This is a genomic window from Methylopila turkensis (genome assembly GCF_027922325.1).
Lineage (GTDB): Bacteria > Pseudomonadota > Alphaproteobacteria > Rhizobiales > Methylopilaceae > Methylopila > Methylopila turkensis.
On the sequence record NZ_BSFL01000003.1, the window covers coordinates 734,899 to 751,562 of the forward strand.

The following is a 16,664-nucleotide window of genomic DNA, read 5'->3' on the forward strand; positions in this document are numbered from 1 at the left end:
CGATGCGACAGGCGTTCGCCAGCGTCCGTATGAAGCTCGACCCGCTCGTCTGCGCGTGCCGGATGGCGCGCCAGACGGCGCATCTGATGGTGGGGCTGCAGGACTACGACGCCTACGCGGCCCACGTCCGGACGACGCATCCGGACATTGAGCCGATGGACCGCGCGACGTTCTACCGGCAGGCGACCGACCGACGCTATGGCGGCGGTCCGGGAAGCGCGTTCCGCTGCTGCTGAGCCGCAGCGGCTGACGGATAGAGACGGGCCGGCGCGATCCTCCATGAGTCGCGCCGGCCCGTCCGTTTTGGGCCTGATCCGCCTAATGGGCGACGGCGCCGAGCTCGCGCAGGATCCGGTGCGCGGCGGCGATGCGGGCGGATATCGGATAGTTCCTGTTCGCGAGCAGCACGATCCCGACGCCACGCGACGGGACGAAGGCGGCGTAGGCGCCGAAGCCGTTGGTCGATCCGGTCTTGCCCAGCAGAGCGCCCGGCTGCGGCGCCTGCGGCGGATCGAGCCTCTCGGCGGGCTGCGGATCGAAGATCATCGCGCTCGCGTTCGCCGCCTGAAGCCGCTTGAGCGTCACAGGCGCCTCGACCATCTCCCAGCCAAGCCCCTGGATCATCCCGCCGACCCTGAAGCGGCCGCGATGGGTCACCTCGATCGCCCGGCGCAGGCCGTCGTCGAGCTCCGCACCGTCCATGTTCGCCGCGACGAAGCGGAGGAGATCGGCCGCCGTGGTCTTGGCCCCGTAGGCCTCGTCGTCGAACGCGCCCGGCGTGACCCTCACCGCCGACCCGTCCCGGGCGTAGCCCATGGCGTAGTCGCCCATCCGCGCTGCGGGGACGTGGAGATAGGTCCTCGTCAGACCGAGCGGCGCGAAGACCAGCTCCGGCATCGCTCCATCGAACGGGCGCCCGAGGCTGCGGGCGACGATATGGCCGAACAGCCCGATGCTGACGTTCGAGTAGAGCCGGCGCTCGCCCGGCGGAAAATCCGGTCGCCAGCTCCGGCAGAAGCGGACGACGTCGTCCGCGCTGTCGAGGCCGCGCGGAACCTGCAGCGGCAGGCCGCCAGCGGCGTAGGTCGCGAGGTCGAGCAGGCTGACGCCGTCGAAGCTTGTTCCGGCGAGCGCCGGCAGCCGGCGGGCCGCCATGTCCGACAACGCAAGAACCCCGCGCTCCTCGGCATAGGCCCCGAGGGTCGCGGTGAAGGTCTTGCTGACCGATCCGATCTCGAACAGCGTGTCCGCGGTCACCTCGCGCCCGTCCGCCTTCGACGCGACGCCGTAGGAGAACACGCGCCGCTGGCCGCCCACGGCGATCCCGACCGCCATGCCGGGCACGTCGTGCTCCGCCATCAGCGGGCGCACCGCATCGTCCACGATGCGGGCGAGCCGATCCTCCCCGGCGCTGGCGATCGCGCCGCCGAGGAGAAGCGCCGCCAGCGCGACGGCGAGCCTCGCCGCGCTGCGCGCGACGGAGAGCGGGACCGCCCTCCTCCCCTCCGCGAGCCCGCTCACACCTTACCGTCGAGGCCCATCTGGTAGTATTTGTGGGTGATCCGCTCCTGGTTCTCGAGCAGCCAGTCGATGGTGGGCTCGTTCGACATGGCCTTGCGGATCGCCTGCGTCATGCCCTTGCGGTGGATGTCGAACAGCGCCTTGTGGTCGAGATTCTCGACCTCGACGATCGAGGGCGCGAGCCAGACCGAGCAGATGATGCCGAGGTCGTTGGCCTTCTCCTTCGGGATCAGCCCCTCGCGCACCGCGTCGAGCACGCCGTTCGCGATCGCGAACTGCACCGTGCCCATGAGGATGTTGGTGTAGCGCGGGTTGTCGACCGTGACCTTGGAGACGCAGAGCGTCACGGGCCGCACCATGATGTCGGTGTTGAGCAGCGCGAACACGCGTGTGTGGCCGGCGACCTGATCGCCGGTCAGCGTCGCGAGCGCGGTCCCGACCGGGCCGTCGAGCTCGCCGATGACGACTTCGGGCTCGGCGGCGGTGCCGGGAGGACCGCCCGCGACGAGCGCCTCGCCGGCGCGCAGGACGATGCGGTTGGACATGGACGTCTCCTTCTGAATGTCCGTAGTCGGCTCAGGCCGCGGTCTCGGCCGCGGCCGTCTTCGGCCCCCTGCTCTCGCGCGGAAGCCACAGGCAGAGCAAGAGCGCAGGCAGGCCGGTGAGGAAGGTGATGACGAAGTAAGGCCCGTAGCCGACCGCCGCGACGCCGAAGCCGGAGCCGCCCGCGAGCAGGTGCCCGGGCAGCGCGTAGATCGAGCTCAGCACGGCGTAGCGGGTCGCCGAAAACTCCGAGGCCGCGAGCTTCGACATGAAGGCGATCAGCGCCGTGCCCGCGACCGCGGAGGCGACGTTGTCGAAGCTGATGGTCGCGGTCAGCATGGCGATGCTGTGCCCCGTCGCCGCCAGCGCCGTGTAGAACAGGTTGGTCGCGGACGAGGCCACGATGCCGATGATCAGCACGGTCTTGAGGCTGAAGCTCTTCAGCAGGAAGCCGCCGAGAAAGGCCCCGGCGATGCCGAGGATAACGCCGAAGATCTTGGTGACGTTGGCGATCTCGATGTTGGTGAACTGCAGGTCCTTGTAGAGCGGCGACGACATCACGTTGGCGAGTTGATCCGGCACCCGGTAGAGGCCGATCAGCGCGAGCGTGGTGATCGGCGTGGCGGCCACCAGCGCGACCAGGTCGCGCAGAGGCGCCGCGAGCGCGGACGCGGCGCTCGTGGGCTCAGGCCGCGCAGCGTCGCGGTCGGTCGAGGGGATGACGGTGAGCGTCAGGAGCGCGACCAGCGCCATGATCGCCGCCATGCCGCCATAGGCGCCGATCCAGCCGAACCCGGTGGCCAGATAAAGCGCGCCGGCCCCGGCGGTGAGCATCGCGAGCCGGTAGCCGAGCTGATAGGCCGCGACCAGCAGGCCCTGCTCGTCCGGCCCCGCCGCCTCGACGCGCCAGCCGTCGACGGCCGCGTCCTGGGTCGCGGAGGCGGCGGCGGTCGCGAAGCAGCCGATGGCGGCGAGCGTGAGGTTGGCCGCCGGATCGCCGAAGGCCATGGCCGCGAGGCCGACCGCGACGCAGACCTGAGCGGCGAAGATCCACGCCCGCCGACGCCCGAGCGCTCGCCCGAGCGGCCCCAGGCTGTAAGCGTCCATCGCCGGCGCGATCAGGAACTTGAGGCTGTAGGCGATCGACGCCCAGGACAGCAGGCCGATGACCTGGACGCTGACGCCCGACTCCCGGAGCCAGAACGCGAAGGTGCTTCCAACCAGCAGCAGCGGCAGGCCCGAAGCGTAGCCGAGCACGCCCGATGAGACGCGCTTCAGCCCGAAGCCGGCGGACCGGGACGGCGCCGGGACGGCGGGCGGCGGATTGGGCACGGGCGACCTCCCTGGCCAAGCGGGGGCGATGGCGCCGGGCGGCGATTCGTGTCCGCGGGCGCATCGGCTTCTTCCTAACCCATCCCTGCGGCCCCGTGCGCCCGCCTTCCGTCGCACGCGGTTCACACCCCGCTGAGGGGGGCCTTCACTTTTAATGTTGACACGTTCTATGGAATTAGGTGGTTATATCGCGTGGCGGCGACGATCGCGGCCGACCGAACCCCGCCGAGGGCCAGATCCGATGCGCTGTCGACCTTCGCGTTGACCGACGTTCCGCCTGACCCGCTCCCGTCCGTATAGAGCGCGCCGCCGCTCCGGACATGCAACCCGAGATTACCCTCATGATCACCCGCCGCACGGCGCTGACTGGGCTTGGCCTCGCCTCCGCCGCACTTGTCGTCCGTCCCGCCCGCGCCGACGCGAAGAAGATCCGCATCGGCCTGCAGAAGAACGGCGTCTTCCTGATCGCCAAGACCCGCCGCGCGCTGGAAGAACGGTTCGCCGCCGACGGCGTGACGATCGAATGGCTGGAGTTCACCTTCGGTCCGCCGCTGCTCGAGGCGCTGAACGTCGGCTCGATCGACATCGGCACCGCCGGCGACGCGCCCCCGATCTTCGCCCAGGCCGCCCGCGCCCGCTTCGTCTACGCCGCGACCTACCCCGCCTCCGGCGCCGCGATCCTCGTCCCGAAGGACTCGCCGCTCACGTCGGTCGCCGAGCTCAAGGGCAAGCGGATCGCGATCCCGAAGGGCTCCAGCGCCCACAACGTCTCCGTCCAGTTGATTGAAAAGGCCGGCATTTCGTTCGACGACGTGACGGCCGCCTATCTCCCGCCCGCCGACGGGCAGGCGGCGTTCTCCCGCGGCGCCGTGGACGCCTGGGCGGTGTGGGACCCGTTCTTCGCCATCGCGGAGCAGACGCTCGGCGCCCGCGTGCTCGCCTCCAGCGACGACGCCGGCCCGCAGAACGGGTTCACCTTGGCCAACCGCGGCTTCGCGACCGAGAACCCGGAGTTGCTCAAGGCCGTGATCGACGAGTTCGTCCGCGTCGGCGTCTGGGCCGACGCCCACAAGGACGAGGTCGCCGAGCTCTTCGCCGCCGCCACCAAGACCCCGATCGAGGCGCAGCGCCGCGCCCAGACGCGCACCGGCTACGCCGTGCGGGCCGTGACGCCGGACGTGGTCGCGACCCAGCAGGCCAACGCCGATCGCTTCCACAGGCTTGGCCTGATCCCGACCCCCGTCGTCGTGGCCGACGCGGTGTGGACCTCCGGCGCCTGAGGAACCGACGATGCGCTTCGACTCCAAGAACCTTCTCGCCTTCGTCATCCCGGTCGGGCTGATCCTCGTCTGGCAGGCGTTGTCGTCCCTCGGGCAACTGGCGCCGGAGGTGCTGCCGGCGCCGACCGCCGTGGTGGCCGCCGGCTGGCGGCTCGCGCTCTCGGGCGAACTCTGGGCCAACATCGGCGTCAGCGCCTGGCGCGCCGGCGTCGGCTTCCTGATCGGCGGCGGCATCGGCTTCGCGCTCGGCCTCGCGAACGGCCTGTCGAAGCTCTCCGAGCGCCTCACCGACCCCACCATCCAGATGGTGCGCACCATCCCGCACCTCGCGATGATCCCGCTGGTCATCCTTTGGTTCGGCATCGACGAGACCGCGAAGGTCTTCCTGGTCGCGCTCGGCGTTTCGTTCCCGATCTACCTCAACACCCTGCACGGCGTGCGCACCGTCGACGCTCAGCTCGTCGAGATGGGCCGGGCCTACGGCATGGGGAACCGCGAGCTGTTCTTCCGGGTCGTGCTGCCGGGCGCCCTGCCCTCGATCTTCGTCGGCCTGCGCTACGCGCTCGGCATCATGTGGCTGACGCTGATCGTCGCCGAGACGATCTCGGCCTCCTCGGGCCTCGGCTACATGGCCATGAACGCCCGCGAGTTCATGCTGGTCGACGTCGTGGTGCTGTCGATCCTGATCTACGCCCTGCTCGGCAAGCTCGCCGACTCCATCGCCCGCTGGCTGGAGCGCGCGACGCTCTCCTGGCACCCGGCCTATCTCGCTCACTGAAGGACGTCGCCGATGACCGCACGCTCGCTTACGGCCCACGGCCTCGCGGCCTTCTCGCCGGTCGCCCAACGCCAGTCCGGCGGAGCCACGCGTCTTGGCCAGGGCGGCACGGGCGCAACCGTCACCCTGCGCGGCCTGTCGAAGTCCTTCGGCGTGAAGCCAGTGCTCAGGAACGTCGATCTGCACATCCCCGCCGGCCAGTTCGTCGCCGTCGTCGGCAAGAGCGGCTGCGGCAAGAGCACCCTGCTCCGCACCATCCTCGGCCTCGAAACCCCGACCGCCGGCGACGTGCGCGTGGCGGACGCAGCGCCGAACGTGCAGGCGGCGCGCATCATGTTCCAGGAGCCGCGGCTGCTGCCCTGGGCGCGCGTGATCGACAACGTCGTGGTCGGAGTCCGGGACAGGTCGAACCAGAAGGCCGCCCGCGCCGCCGCCCAGAGCGCCCTCGACGAGGTCGGCCTCGGCGACCGCGGCGGCGACTGGCCGTCCGCGCTGTCCGGCGGTCAGAAGCAGCGCGTGGCGCTCGCCCGCGCCCTCGTCAGTCATCCGCGCCTGCTCGCGCTCGACGAGCCGCTCGGCGCTCTCGACGCGCTGACCCGGATCGAGATGCAGGGCCTCGTCGAGCGCATCTGGCAGGAGCAGGGCTTCACCGCCGTGCTCGTGACCCATGACGTCTCCGAGGCGCTCGCCCTCGCGGACCGGGTGGTGCTCATCGAAGACGGCGCCATCGCGCTCGACCTCGCCGTCGACCTGCCCCGCCCCCGCCGACGCGGCTCCCCCGAGCTCGCGCGGCTCGAGGGAATCATCCTCGACCAGTTGTTCAAGACCGGCGACCGCGTCGCCGCGGAGGCGTCCGGAGACGCTCTCCAGGAGGCCTACGCATGACGACCCGCAAGTCCATCGTCGCGATCACCGGCAGCCTGTCGCAACCGTCCCGCACGCGCCGGCTGGTCGAAGACGTCGCGGCCCGCGTCCAGTCCCGCTCCGGCGGGGCCGTCACGCTGATCGACGTCGCGGAGATCGGCCCCGATCTCGGCCAGGCGTTCAGCCGCGGCGCGGCCTCGCCCGCGCTCGAGGAGACGCTGCGCGCGATCGAAAGCGCCGACCTGATCATCGCCGGTTCGCCCATCTACAAGGGCTCCTACACCGGTTTCTTCAAGCACCTTATCGACCTTGTGGACTACCGCGCGCTCGCCGGCGTGCCCGTCGCGCTGCTCGCGACCGGCGGCAGCGACCGTCACGCGCTCGCGGTGGAGCATCAGCTCCGCCCGCTGTTCGGCTCGTTCGACGCCCTGACCCTGCCGACCGCCGTGTTCGTGATCGACCGGGACGTCGTGGACGGCCGCGTCACCGACGAACGGGTCGCCCGCCGTCTCGACACTCTGGTCTCGGAGGCCGCAGGCGCGCTCGCCCGGCCTGCGATCGCCGCCTGATCCCTCGCAACCCCTGATCCCGGAACCCGTCAGATGTCCTCCTTCGGTCTTCGCGCAGGCAGAACCCTCGCCGCAGCCCTCCTCCTTGCCTCACTCGGCGCGGCGACCGCCGCGGACGCGGCCGAGCGCACGCTGCGCATCGGCTTCCAGAAGTACGGCACCCTCATCCTGCTGAAGGGCAAGGGCTCGCTGGAAGAGAAGCTCAAGCCGCTCGGCGTCACCGTGAAGTGGTCGGAGTTCCAGTTCGGCCCGCCGCTGCTGGAGGCCGTCAACGCAGGCGCGATCGACTTCGGCACCACCGGCGAAGCGCCGCCGATCTTCGCCCAGGCCGCCAGCCCGAAGCTGACCTACGTCGCGTATGACCCGCCGTCGCCGAAGGCCGAGGCGATCCTCGTGCCGAAGGGCAGCGCGCTCCAGTCCGTCGCCGACCTGAAGGGCAAGAACATCGCCGTCGCCAAGGGCTCGAACAGCCACTACCTGCTGGTCAAGGCGCTGGAGAAGGCCGGCGTGTCCTACGGCGACGTCAAGCTCTCCTTCCTCACCCCCGCCGACGCCCGCTCGGCGTTCGAGAGCGGCAAGGTCGACGCCTGGTCGGTGTGGGATCCGTTCTTCGCCGCGGCCGAAGCCGCCGGCGCGCGCGTGCTGACCACCGGCGAGGGCGTCGTCGAGAACCACCAGTTCTTCCTGAGCTCGCGCGACTACGTGAAGGACAACGAGGACGTGCTCGCCATCGTGCTGGCCGAGCTGCGCAAGGTCGAGGACTGGGTCGCCAAGGACCCGAAGGCCGCCGCCGAGGAGCTTTCGCCGCTGGTCGGCATTCCGGCGCCGCTGCTCACCACCGCGATCTCCCGCCTCGGCCTCGGCGTCGGCCCGCTCAAGCCGGAAACGATCGCCGCCCAGCAGCGCATCGCCGACGCCTTCCTCGAGCTGAAGCTTCTTCCGAAGCCGATCGTGGTCCAGGATGCGGTCGTGACCATCAAGACAGCGGAGGCGGCGCGATGACCGCACAGGCAGCAGAAACCGCCAACGTCCTCTGGTTCCTGCCGACCCATGGCGACGGCCGCTATCTCGGCACGTCGAAGGGCGGCCGCCATGTCGACCTCGGCTACCTGCGCCAAGTGGCGCAGGCGGCCGACCAGCTCGGCTACTACGGCGTGCTGCTGCCGACCGGCCGCTCCTGCGAGGATTCGTGGGTCGTCGCCTCCGCGCTCGCGCCGTTGACGGAGAAGCTGCGCTTCCTCGTCGCCGTGCGGCCGGGCCTGCAGTCGCCGACGCTGGCTGCCCGCATGACGGCGACGCTCGACCGCATCTCGGGCGGGCGCCTGCTGATCAACGTCGTCACCGGCGGCGATCCGGCTGAGAACGCCGGCGACGGCATCTTCCTGAACCACGACGAGCGCTACGCCGTGACGCGCGAGTTCCTAGACGTCTACAAGCGTCTGCTCGCGGGCGAGACCGTGCGCTACGAGGGCGAGCACATCCGGATCGAGGACGGCCGGCTGCTGTTCCCCTCGCAGCAGGAGAACGGCCCGCCGCTCTATTTCGGCGGCTCGTCGCCCGCCGCGACCGACGTGGCGGCCAACACGATCCACAAGTACCTCACCTGGGGCGAGCCGCCGGCGGCCGTGGCCGAGAAGGTCGCGGTCGTCCGCGCCGCGGCGGAAAAGGCCGGGCGCGAGGTCAGCTTCGGCATCCGTCTGCACGTCATCGTGCGCGAGACCAACGAGGAGGCCTGGGCCGCGGCGGACAAGCTGATCAGCCATCTCGACGACGACACCATCGCGGCCGCGCAGAAGGTCTACGCGCGGATGGATTCGGTCGGCCAGCAGCGCATGGCGGCGCTCCACGGCGGGCGGCGCGACAAGCTTGAGGTCAGCCCCAACCTGTGGGCGGGCGTGGGTCTTGTCCGCGGCGGCGCGGGCACGGCGCTCGTAGGCGATCCCGAGACGGTCGCGGCGCGGATGAAGGAATACATGGCGATCGGCATCGACACCTTCATCCTGTCGGGCTACCCGCATCTCGAAGAAGCCTACCGCTTCGCCGAGCTGACCTTCCCCCACCTTCCGCTCGCGACGCGGACCGAACAGGTGGAGACCACGGTCAACATGGGCCCGTTCGGCGAGACCATCGCCAACGACTCGCGCCCTGCGCTGCGGGTCTCGCAGTCCTGAGGAGCGGCCCCTTGCGCGAGCATGACGACAGAGCGGTCATCGCGATCATCGGCGGCGGCTCCAGCGGAGCCGTCGTCGCGCATCAGATCGCGCGGCGGCGGCCCGGCGAGTTCCGGATCGTCGTGATCGAGCCGCGCGACCGCCTCGGCGGCGGGCTCGCCTACTCCACCGAGGAGCCCGCCCACCGCATCAACGTGCCGGCGACGCGCATGAGCTTCGTGCCGTCGGACCCCTGCCATTTCGACCGCTGGCTGAAGGCGGATGTCGCGCTCCACGAGGACCCGGACGCGCTCACCGCCGACGGCCGCGCCTTTCCGCGGCGATCCGTGTTCGGCCGCTACGCCGCGGCGACGCTTGAGCCCTATCTGCTCTCGGGCGCGATCGAGCACCGCGTCGCCCGGGCGACCGGCGCGACCGCGACGGCCCGCGGCTACGCCGTGACGCTGTCCGGCGGCGCGACGCTCGACGCCGACGTGCTGGTGCTGGCGGCGACCCATCCGGCGCCGGTCGCGCCGGCCGCCTTCGCGTCCCTCATCGACGATCCGCGGATCGTCGTGGACGCCCAGCGCGGCGGCGCGTTCGACGCCATTCCGGCCGACGCGCGCATTCTGATCGTCGGGACCGGCCTCACCATGGCCGACGCGGTCGCGTCGCTCGAGCGCCGCGGCCATCGCGGCCCGATCGTCGCCGTGTCGCGGCGCGGGCTGCTGTCGCGCGGCCATGGCGGCGAGGCCGGCGATTTCGGCGACTTCTCCACCGCGCCCGAAACCCGCGCCAGCCGGCTTCTGCTGCGCATCCGGCGTGTGGTCGACGCGGCCGATGCCCAGGGGCTGACCTGGCGCAACGCGCTGGACGCCGTCCGCACGCAGGCGCCCGTGATCTGGGGGGCGCTTTCCGTCGCCGAGCGCCGCCGCGTCGTGCGGCGCCTGCGCCCGTTCTGGGACGTGCACCGCTTCCGGGTCTCGCCGCAGGTCGAGGCGGCGATCAAGCGCCTTCGGGACGCCGGACAGCTCACGGTGCTGAAGGGCGAACCAACGCGGGTCGAGGCGGACGACGCAGGGCTGGCTACGACGCTCCGGCTCGCGGGCGGCGACGAACGTGGTTTCGTGTTCGACCGCGTGATCCTCGCCACCGGCCCCGCCCACCGCCAGCTCACCACGAGCGACCCCTTGTTCGCGGCCCTCGCGCGCGAGGGGCTCGTCCGGCTCGACGACGTGGGGCTGGGCCTCGCCGTCGACGCCTCCAGCCGCGCGATCGGCGCGGACGGACTGGCGGCCGAAGCGCTGTGGGTCGCGGGTCCGCTGGCGCGCGGAACCTTCGGCGAGCTCATGGGACAGCCGGAGGTGACGAAGCACGCGGAGCGGGTGGCCGGCGACGTGGTCCTCGCTTTGCTCGCGCGCGCGGAGCGGCGCGCCGCCTGAGCCCGGTCTCGCGGAGGCGTCACGCAACAGTGACGCCTCCCGGCGATTGCAGCCGCTGTCCGGCTGACCTATCCAGCTTTCAGGCCGGCGCGCCATTCCACGATCCGCCTGAGAGAGACGCGAGATGACATCCATGACGCGACGCTCGATGATCGCCGCCGCGGCGGTCTCCGCGATGGCCCCGGTCGGCGCAGGCGGCGCGCTCGCCGCGGCGCCCGCGGCGGGCCGGCAGGCGCCTGGCGTCTACCGCTACAAGGTCGGCGACATCGAAGTCACCGCCCTCACCGACGGGCTGAACCGCCGGCCGCTCGACGCAAGCTTCGTCCGGAACGCTCCCGTCGAGAACGTCCGGCGCGCGTTGTCCGACGCCTTCATGGACACCTCTTCGGTCGCGATCTCCTTCACGAGCGTGGTGGTGAACACCGGCAGCCGCCTGATCCTCGTCGACGCCGGCACCGGCGGCCACCTCGCCCCGACCGCCGGCCAGCTCTACGAGAACCTCTCTGCGGCGGGCATCGAGCCGAAAGCGGTCGACACGGTTCTGATCTCGCACTTCCACCCCGACCACATCGGCGGCGTGCGCCTGAAGAGCGGCGAGCTCGCCTTCCCCAACGCCGAGATCGTCGTGCCGGAGGCGGAGTGGGCGTTCTGGATGGATGACGGCCAGATGAGCCGGGCGCCCGACGGGCTGAAGGGGGCGTTCAAGATGGCGCGCCGAGTGTTCGAGCCGATCAGGCGCGACGTCCGCCGCTACGACCCCGAGACCGAGTTCGTGACCGGCCTCGTCGCGATCCCGGCGCCCGGCCACACGCCGGGCCACACCGCGTTCCGCCTGTCGTCCGGGTCGGAAGAGCTGATCATCTGGTCCGACACCACCAACCACCCCTCGCTGTTCGTGCGCAATCCGGGCTGGCACGCCGTGTTCGACATGGACCCCGGCCAGGCCGAGGCGACCCGGCGGCGCATGCTGGACATGGTGACGAAGGACCGCCTTCTCGTCGCCGGCTACCACTTCCCCTTCCCGGCCGTCGGCCACATCGCGCGCCGCTCGAACGACGAGTTCGCCTTCGTCCCCGAAATGTGGAATCCCGTGCTCTGACGCGGCGCGCGTGGACGCGCGGCCGCGGGGCCGTGTATGGCTCGGATCCGCGCGCTGACCGGCGCGCGCGTCACGGAGACGGCGCAGGCGCATGACCGACCGCGGCTTTGAACGCATCGCCTTCGTCGCGAGCGGCGCCGACGACGCGCGCGAGGCGCGGTCGAAGCTCGCCCAGCGCTACGGCGGCGTGGCGGTCGAGGACGCCGACGTGGTGGTCGCGCTCGGCGGCGACGGCATGATGCTGCTGACGCTGCACGACCTGATGGGCCGCAACGTGCCGATCTACGGCATGAACCGCGGCTCGGTCGGCTTCCTGATGAACGATTTCAGCGAGGACGACCTGCCGGAGCGGCTGGCGGCGGCGGAGCGCACCGTCATCCACCCCCTCACGATGCGCGCGCGCGACCGGGACAACCAGGTCCATGTGGCGAAGGCCATCAACGAGGTTCAGCTCTGGCGCCAGACCTACCAGGCGGCGAAGCTCAAGATCGAGGTGGACGGCAAGCCGCGGCTCGGCGAGCTCGTCTGCGACGGCGTGCTGGTCGCGACGCCGACGGGATCGACCGCCTACAATCTCTCGGCCCATGGGCCGCTGCTGCCGCTCGCGAGCCCGCTGCTCGCGATGACGCCGATCTCGCCGTTCCGGCCGCGGCGCTGGCGCGGCGCCCTGCTGCCCGACCGGGCGGCGGTCGCGATCGACGTGCTCGAGCCGGAGAAGCGCCCGGTGGCCGCCGTCGCCGACAACACCGAGTTCCGGGACATCAAGCGCGTCGAGATCGCGCTCGACCGCAAGACCAACCTCGTGATGCTGCACGATCCCGGCCACGGCCTCGACGAGCGCATCCTCGCCGAACAGTTCGGCTGGTGAGCGCAGAAACGCGGCGTTAACGACGACAGGCCATGATTTCGAATGGTCTGATGGTCCCTCGCCCGCGACATGATCCGCGTCGACTTCACAAAGCTCCGAATCCTCGTCGTCGACGACAACGCGCACATGCGCCGCATCGTCCGCACGCTGCTGCACGGATTCGGCTCGCGCGAGGTCTACGAGGCGGAGGACGGCGCCTCGGGCCTCGAAATGTTCACGACCCATCTGCCGGACATCATCATCGTCGACTGGTCGATGCCGATCTTCGACGGGGTCGAGCTGACCACGATGATCCGCCAGCCCGACAGCGGCATGAACCCTTACGTGCCGATCATCATGCTGACCGGCCATTCCGAGAAGAGCCGGGTCATCCGCGCCCGCGACGCCGGCGTCACCGAATTCCTCTGCAAGCCGATCTCCTCGAAAGCGCTGCACCAGCGCCTGCTCAACTGCGTGCTAAACCCGCGGCCGTTCATCAAGACGCGCGATTATTTCGGCCCGGACCGGCGCCGGAGCACCGCGGCGACCTATTCCGGGCCCGAGCGGCGTTCGAAGACGGCGAACGTGGTCGAGGACACAGCCAATGCGCGCTTGCGCGACAGCGTCGTTTCCTGAGGCTTGAACCCATGCCGGACGCGCCCCCTTCGCCAGCCCTTGTCCCTGCGGCCTCCTGGGGTGTGCCGGTGGAGTCCTTCACGGACCACATCGTGCTGCGTCCGCCGAACCGTCTGAAAGAGCGCGCCACCCGCTCGGTCGGCCTGCGCGACAAGAGCGACGAGGAGGCGATCCTGCGCGCCGAGCAGGCGCTCGAGCTGCTGTCGACCGAGTTCGACGGCTGGATGAAGCACGAGATCGACCGGCTTGAGATCATGCGCGCGGCGTTCGCGATCGGCCGCGACGCCGAGGCGCTCGACGGGCTCTACCGCAGCGCGCACGACCTGCGGGGCCAGTCCGCGACCTTCGGCTTCCCGCTCGCCGGCGAAATCGCGGACGGGCTCTGCCTGATGCTGGAGCAGGACGGGCCGCCGCCGCCGCAGTCCTATGTGGACCGGCATGTGGAGGCGATCCGCGCGATCGTGCGCGAGGACGTGCGCGGCCGGGAGCATCCCGTCGCCGCCGAGATCGTCGAACGGCTCGCCATCCTGCGCGCAGGCTTTCTCAAACCGAAGGACTGACCGTCGTCACGCCGCCTTCGGCGCCTCGAGCGCCAGCAGCTCGCGCGCCGCGGGCTGGAAGGCGCGGCGGGCGTCGGCGCGGGCCGCTTCGGTCGCGAACCGGCGCAGCAGCGCCCGAAGCGCGGCGACGTCGACATCGACCCCATCGCAGGCGGTGAGCGCGCGCTCCACCATGCGGCGCGAAAGCTCCGCGTCCTGCGCCCGGCTGGCGGGGAAACCGGCTTCGCGGGCGGCCGCGAGCGCCGCGCGGTAGACCGGCAGCGCCGCCGTCGGGAAACTGGCCTGACGGTAGAGCGCTTCGAAGCCGCGCCCCTCGAAGTCGCGCACGAAGCCCGCGACCCGCTGGGGCGTCTGGCCCGACAGAACCGAAAGCGCCGCCTCGAAGATCGCGACGTTGCCGCAGAGCAGGGCGCGCAGCGCGAGGCCGGCCGAGAACTCACCGCGATCGACCAGCAGCCGCACGAAACCCTGCGCGTCCGCCTGTTCCGCGGCGATCATTAGAGCGCCGCGTTCGCAGGCCTCGTCGGCGGCGCGGCGGGCGCGGTCCGGCGCGAGCCAGCCGCGGTCCGTCACGAACAGCTGCAGCGCGCCCGCCACCGAACGCATCAGCGCCTGCCGCACCGCGGGGCTGGCGTCTCCCCGGCCAAGCAGCGCGTCGCGCACTCCGCCGTGGGCGCCGTGACGTCCGGCGATGCGCTCCACCGCCGAACGGGGCGGTCGGGCGCCGGCGTTCGCGAGCAGCGCCGCGCAGGCGTCCGCGCAAGCGACTTCCGCGATCGCGGCGCAGAGCGGGGCCGAAACGCGGGCCCGCCGCGCGATCGCGACCTGCTGGCGGACGCCGCCCTGGGCCACGAGATCGACCAGCTCCACGTCCGTCAGCAGCGGCGAGCGCGCCAGCACCGGTTCGGCGACGTCCGGGGCGTCGAAGGCGAGCGCCAGCACGAGCGGCGTGGCGACCTCCGGAGCGGCCGCGAGCACCTCCGCGACGGCGCAACGCACCGCGAGGCTCGGATCGTCCAGGATGCGCATGAGCGCCGCCTCGACCTGGTCGCGGATGTCGTCCTCCAGCTCGCCATAGAGGTAGGAGCGTGCAAGGCCGCCGGCGGCCTCGGCCCGCAAATGCGCGGGGGCGGTCTCGGCCCATTCGAGGTAGCGTTCCACGATCATTTGCGGGCCGATGGCGAGATGGTGGGAATGACCGCGCGCCGGACCGGCGCGGGACTGGCGGGCGCGGCGGCGACGGCGGAAGCGGGAGCGGGAGCCTGCGCGGCGACCGCGACCGACGCCGCGCGGCGCGCTTTGGCCGGCGCGGCCGCCGCCTGCGTCGTCTGAACCGCGTTTCCGGCGGCGACCGCGGCCGGCGCCGCCGCGTAGGCGCGGGCCGAGGCCGCGAGCAGCTGGTCCGTCGCGGGCTCCGCGCGAGCCGCGGTCTTCAGCCCCCGGAACGGACCCGAGACGTCGGACACGAGGCCCGCCGCGCCGAAGGACGACCAGGCCTCGGCCACATAGGCCGACACCGGCGAACGACGGCCGGTCTTGAACAGCGAATGAAAGGCGCGGCCGTCGTCCTCGACGCCGGCGTTGAACGGAGCGACCTCCTCGGTCCGCGTCCGGGTCTCCTGCAAAGCGAGCGCGGTCGTGGCCGTCGCGGTCGCGCCGCCGCCGGCGGTCAGGCGGGCGTAGACCTCGCCCGCGGTGCGCTCGCGGCCCATGTCGTAGAAGATCGCGCGGTTCGCGGACGCCTGCGCCGGAAAGGCGCTCGCGGCGCTCGTCGACGGCTGATCGGCGGCGAGCCTGATCAGCTCCGTCGCGCCCTTCGCGCCGAGAAAGTGCGCGGCGTAGAGCTCGCCCTCGGTCGGCGCCCGGCCGATCCCGGCCTGAAGCGTGGCGGCGTTGCGGCGGGTGAAGGCGCCGGCGAGCAGCGCCGAGGTCGTCGGATCGTCGCGCAGCGCCAGCAGCTCCGCCCGGCGCGCGGGGTCGGCGACGACGTAGCGGCCCGAAGCGGTGCGCGTCACGTCGGCCGCCTCCTCGGCGAGCCCGAGCTTCGGACCGTCCTCCTTCAGCACCTGCAGCCAGGTCTGGTCGATGAACTGGAACAGGCCGCGGGCCGAGGAGCTGGAGGCCTTTGCGGCCGGATTGAGCGAGGATTCGCGCTGGGCGGTGCGCAGCAGGTAATCGAATCCGGCTCCCGTCGCGTCGGCCGCGCCCTTGAGGGCGGCGGTCACGCGGCTCACGGCGTCGGCCGGAGACAGAAGCTGCATGGCGGGCGCGATTCCGGCTGCGGCGTTCCCCTGCGACGCCTGCGGAAAGCTTGCTCAGGTCATGGTAAACCCCGGGTTAACCATAAGGGCGACGGCGCGGCGCCGGCTTGCGCCGCACGGCCGGCCTGAGCGAAACAACGGGAATGACGCCCTATCTCCGCGCAGCTGGCGCAGGCCTCTCCGAGCTCGCCATCCGCGCGCCGCTGGTGATCGGCGCGGAGGCGCTCCCCGCGCTCGTCGTCGGGGACGCATACGCTCCGATCTGGCTCGCCCTGCCCGCTCCCGACGCGCTCGATGCCGCGACGCTCGCCGCGGCGCCCATCATCGCAGGCGTGGTGCTGGACGCGGCCTCGTCGCGCGCCGACGTCGAGCATCTTTCCGCCCGGCTCGCGGTCGCCGAGGCGCTTGCCGATCGGCCGGACGGCGCGCTCCGCGTCGTCGCCCGCATCGCGACGGCGAAGGGCGCGCTTGGTCTCGCGGGCCTCGGCGCCGGCCACCCGCGGCTCGCCGCGATCGGGTGGGACGCGGACGCGCTCGCCGTCGATCTCGGAGCCGCCGCCCCCCGCGGTCCGGGCGGCGCGCTGATCGCGCCCCTCGCCATGGTCCGCAGCGCGGTGGTCGTCGCCGCGGCCGCGGCCGGCGTCGCGGCGATCGACAGCGCCTTCGCCGGCGACGGCGACGCTTTCGTCCGGGACGCCGAGGCGGCGCGGACGGACGGGTTCAGCGCCAAGTTCGCGCTGACGGCCGCACAGGCGGCGGCGCTCGGCGCGCAGTGAGCGGCG

General features: G+C 71.7%; 18 protein-coding genes. 13 read left to right on the forward strand and 5 right to left on the reverse strand.

Annotation, left to right across the window (positions count from 1 at the left end; all coding sequences use genetic code 11):
• The first annotated feature begins 2 nt into the window (after positions 1 to 2).
• Entirely contained in the window at positions 3 to 236 is a 234-nt protein-coding gene (locus PKE78_RS14675) for a YbdD/YjiX family protein (RefSeq protein ID WP_271201646.1), read from the forward strand.
• Positions 237 to 318: 82 nt separating this feature from the next.
• On the opposite strand, the gene ampC is transcribed toward PKE78_RS14675, so the two are convergent.
• The 3 genes from ampC to PKE78_RS14690 form a co-directional block, all read right to left on the reverse strand.
• Complete coding sequence (gene ampC / locus PKE78_RS14680; RefSeq protein ID WP_428981285.1) at positions 319 to 1,446, reverse strand: class C beta-lactamase; 1,128 nt, start codon at positions 1,444 to 1,446, stop codon at positions 319 to 321.
• A gap of 71 nt (positions 1,447 to 1,517) precedes the next feature.
• Positions 1,518 to 2,066, reverse strand: coding sequence for a formaldehyde-activating enzyme (locus tag PKE78_RS14685; protein ID WP_271201648.1), 549 nt, complete (start codon positions 2,064 to 2,066; stop codon positions 1,518 to 1,520).
• 31 nt (positions 2,067 to 2,097) lie between these two features.
• Complete coding sequence (locus PKE78_RS14690) at positions 2,098 to 3,396, reverse strand: AmpG family muropeptide MFS transporter (RefSeq protein WP_271201649.1); 1,299 nt, start codon at positions 3,394 to 3,396, stop codon at positions 2,098 to 2,100.
• A gap of 341 nt (positions 3,397 to 3,737) precedes the next feature.
• Between PKE78_RS14690 and PKE78_RS14695 the strand changes: the two genes are divergently transcribed.
• The 11 genes from PKE78_RS14695 to PKE78_RS14745 all read left to right on the forward strand — a co-directional run bounded on the left by PKE78_RS14695 (position 3,738) and on the right by PKE78_RS14745 (position 13,621).
• Positions 3,738 to 4,676: an aliphatic sulfonate ABC transporter substrate-binding protein gene (locus PKE78_RS14695; RefSeq protein WP_271201650.1), complete on the forward strand. Its 939-nt coding sequence runs from the start codon at positions 3,738 to 3,740 to the stop codon at positions 4,674 to 4,676.
• A gap of 10 nt (positions 4,677 to 4,686) precedes the next feature.
• Positions 4,687 to 5,454: an aliphatic sulfonate ABC transporter permease SsuC gene (gene ssuC / locus PKE78_RS14700; protein WP_271201651.1), complete on the forward strand. Its 768-nt coding sequence runs from the start codon at positions 4,687 to 4,689 to the stop codon at positions 5,452 to 5,454.
• A gap of 12 nt (positions 5,455 to 5,466) precedes the next feature.
• Complete coding sequence (locus PKE78_RS14705; RefSeq protein WP_271201652.1) at positions 5,467 to 6,339, forward strand: ATP-binding cassette domain-containing protein; 873 nt, start codon at positions 5,467 to 5,469, stop codon at positions 6,337 to 6,339.
• Positions 6,336 to 6,887, forward strand: a complete 552-nt coding sequence (locus PKE78_RS14710; RefSeq protein ID WP_271201653.1) for an NAD(P)H-dependent oxidoreductase — start codon at positions 6,336 to 6,338, stop codon at positions 6,885 to 6,887. Before PKE78_RS14705 ends, PKE78_RS14710 begins: the two co-directional genes overlap by 4 nt.
• A 33-nt stretch (positions 6,888 to 6,920) precedes the next feature.
• A complete protein-coding gene (locus tag PKE78_RS14715; RefSeq protein WP_271201654.1) occupies positions 6,921 to 7,889 on the forward strand; it encodes a sulfonate ABC transporter substrate-binding protein in 969 nt (322 codons plus the stop codon).
• Complete coding sequence (ssuD, locus tag PKE78_RS14720) at positions 7,886 to 9,058, forward strand: FMNH2-dependent alkanesulfonate monooxygenase (protein WP_271201655.1); 1,173 nt, start codon at positions 7,886 to 7,888, stop codon at positions 9,056 to 9,058. The genes PKE78_RS14715 and ssuD overlap by 4 nt, the downstream gene beginning before the upstream one ends.
• 11 nt (positions 9,059 to 9,069) lie before the next feature.
• Complete coding sequence (locus PKE78_RS14725; RefSeq protein ID WP_271201656.1) at positions 9,070 to 10,479, forward strand: FAD/NAD(P)-binding protein; 1,410 nt, start codon at positions 9,070 to 9,072, stop codon at positions 10,477 to 10,479.
• Positions 10,480 to 10,612: 133 nt separating this feature from the next.
• The gene (locus PKE78_RS14730; RefSeq protein WP_309299109.1) at positions 10,613 to 11,578 is read left to right on the forward strand and encodes an MBL fold metallo-hydrolase; all 966 of its coding nucleotides are present in this window, start codon (positions 10,613 to 10,615) and stop codon (positions 11,576 to 11,578) included.
• Positions 11,579 to 11,669: 91 nt separating this feature from the next.
• The gene (locus PKE78_RS14735; RefSeq protein WP_271201658.1) at positions 11,670 to 12,446 is read left to right on the forward strand and encodes an NAD kinase; all 777 of its coding nucleotides are present in this window, start codon (positions 11,670 to 11,672) and stop codon (positions 12,444 to 12,446) included.
• Positions 12,447 to 12,515: 69 nt separating this feature from the next.
• Positions 12,516 to 13,061 carry a response regulator gene (locus PKE78_RS14740; RefSeq protein ID WP_271201659.1) on the forward strand — a complete coding sequence of 182 codons (546 nt, stop codon included), beginning with the start codon at positions 12,516 to 12,518 and terminating at the stop codon, positions 13,059 to 13,061.
• 11 nt (positions 13,062 to 13,072) lie between these two features.
• Positions 13,073 to 13,621, forward strand: a complete 549-nt coding sequence (locus PKE78_RS14745) for an Hpt domain-containing protein (RefSeq protein WP_271201660.1) — start codon at positions 13,073 to 13,075, stop codon at positions 13,619 to 13,621.
• 6 nt (positions 13,622 to 13,627) lie between these two features.
• On the opposite strand, the gene PKE78_RS14750 is transcribed toward PKE78_RS14745, so the two are convergent.
• Positions 13,628 to 14,788, reverse strand: a complete 1,161-nt coding sequence (locus PKE78_RS14750) for a DUF2336 domain-containing protein (RefSeq protein WP_271201661.1) — start codon at positions 14,786 to 14,788, stop codon at positions 13,628 to 13,630.
• Entirely contained in the window at positions 14,785 to 15,882 is a 1,098-nt protein-coding gene (locus PKE78_RS14755) for a lytic transglycosylase domain-containing protein (protein WP_271201662.1), read from the reverse strand. Before PKE78_RS14755 ends, PKE78_RS14750 begins: the two co-directional genes overlap by 4 nt.
• Positions 15,883 to 16,025: 143 nt before the next feature.
• On the opposite strand from PKE78_RS14755, the gene PKE78_RS14760 reads away from it, so the two are divergent.
• Complete coding sequence (locus PKE78_RS14760) at positions 16,026 to 16,658, forward strand: aldolase (protein ID WP_271201663.1); 633 nt, start codon at positions 16,026 to 16,028, stop codon at positions 16,656 to 16,658.
• The last annotated feature ends 6 nt before the right edge of the window (positions 16,659 to 16,664 follow it).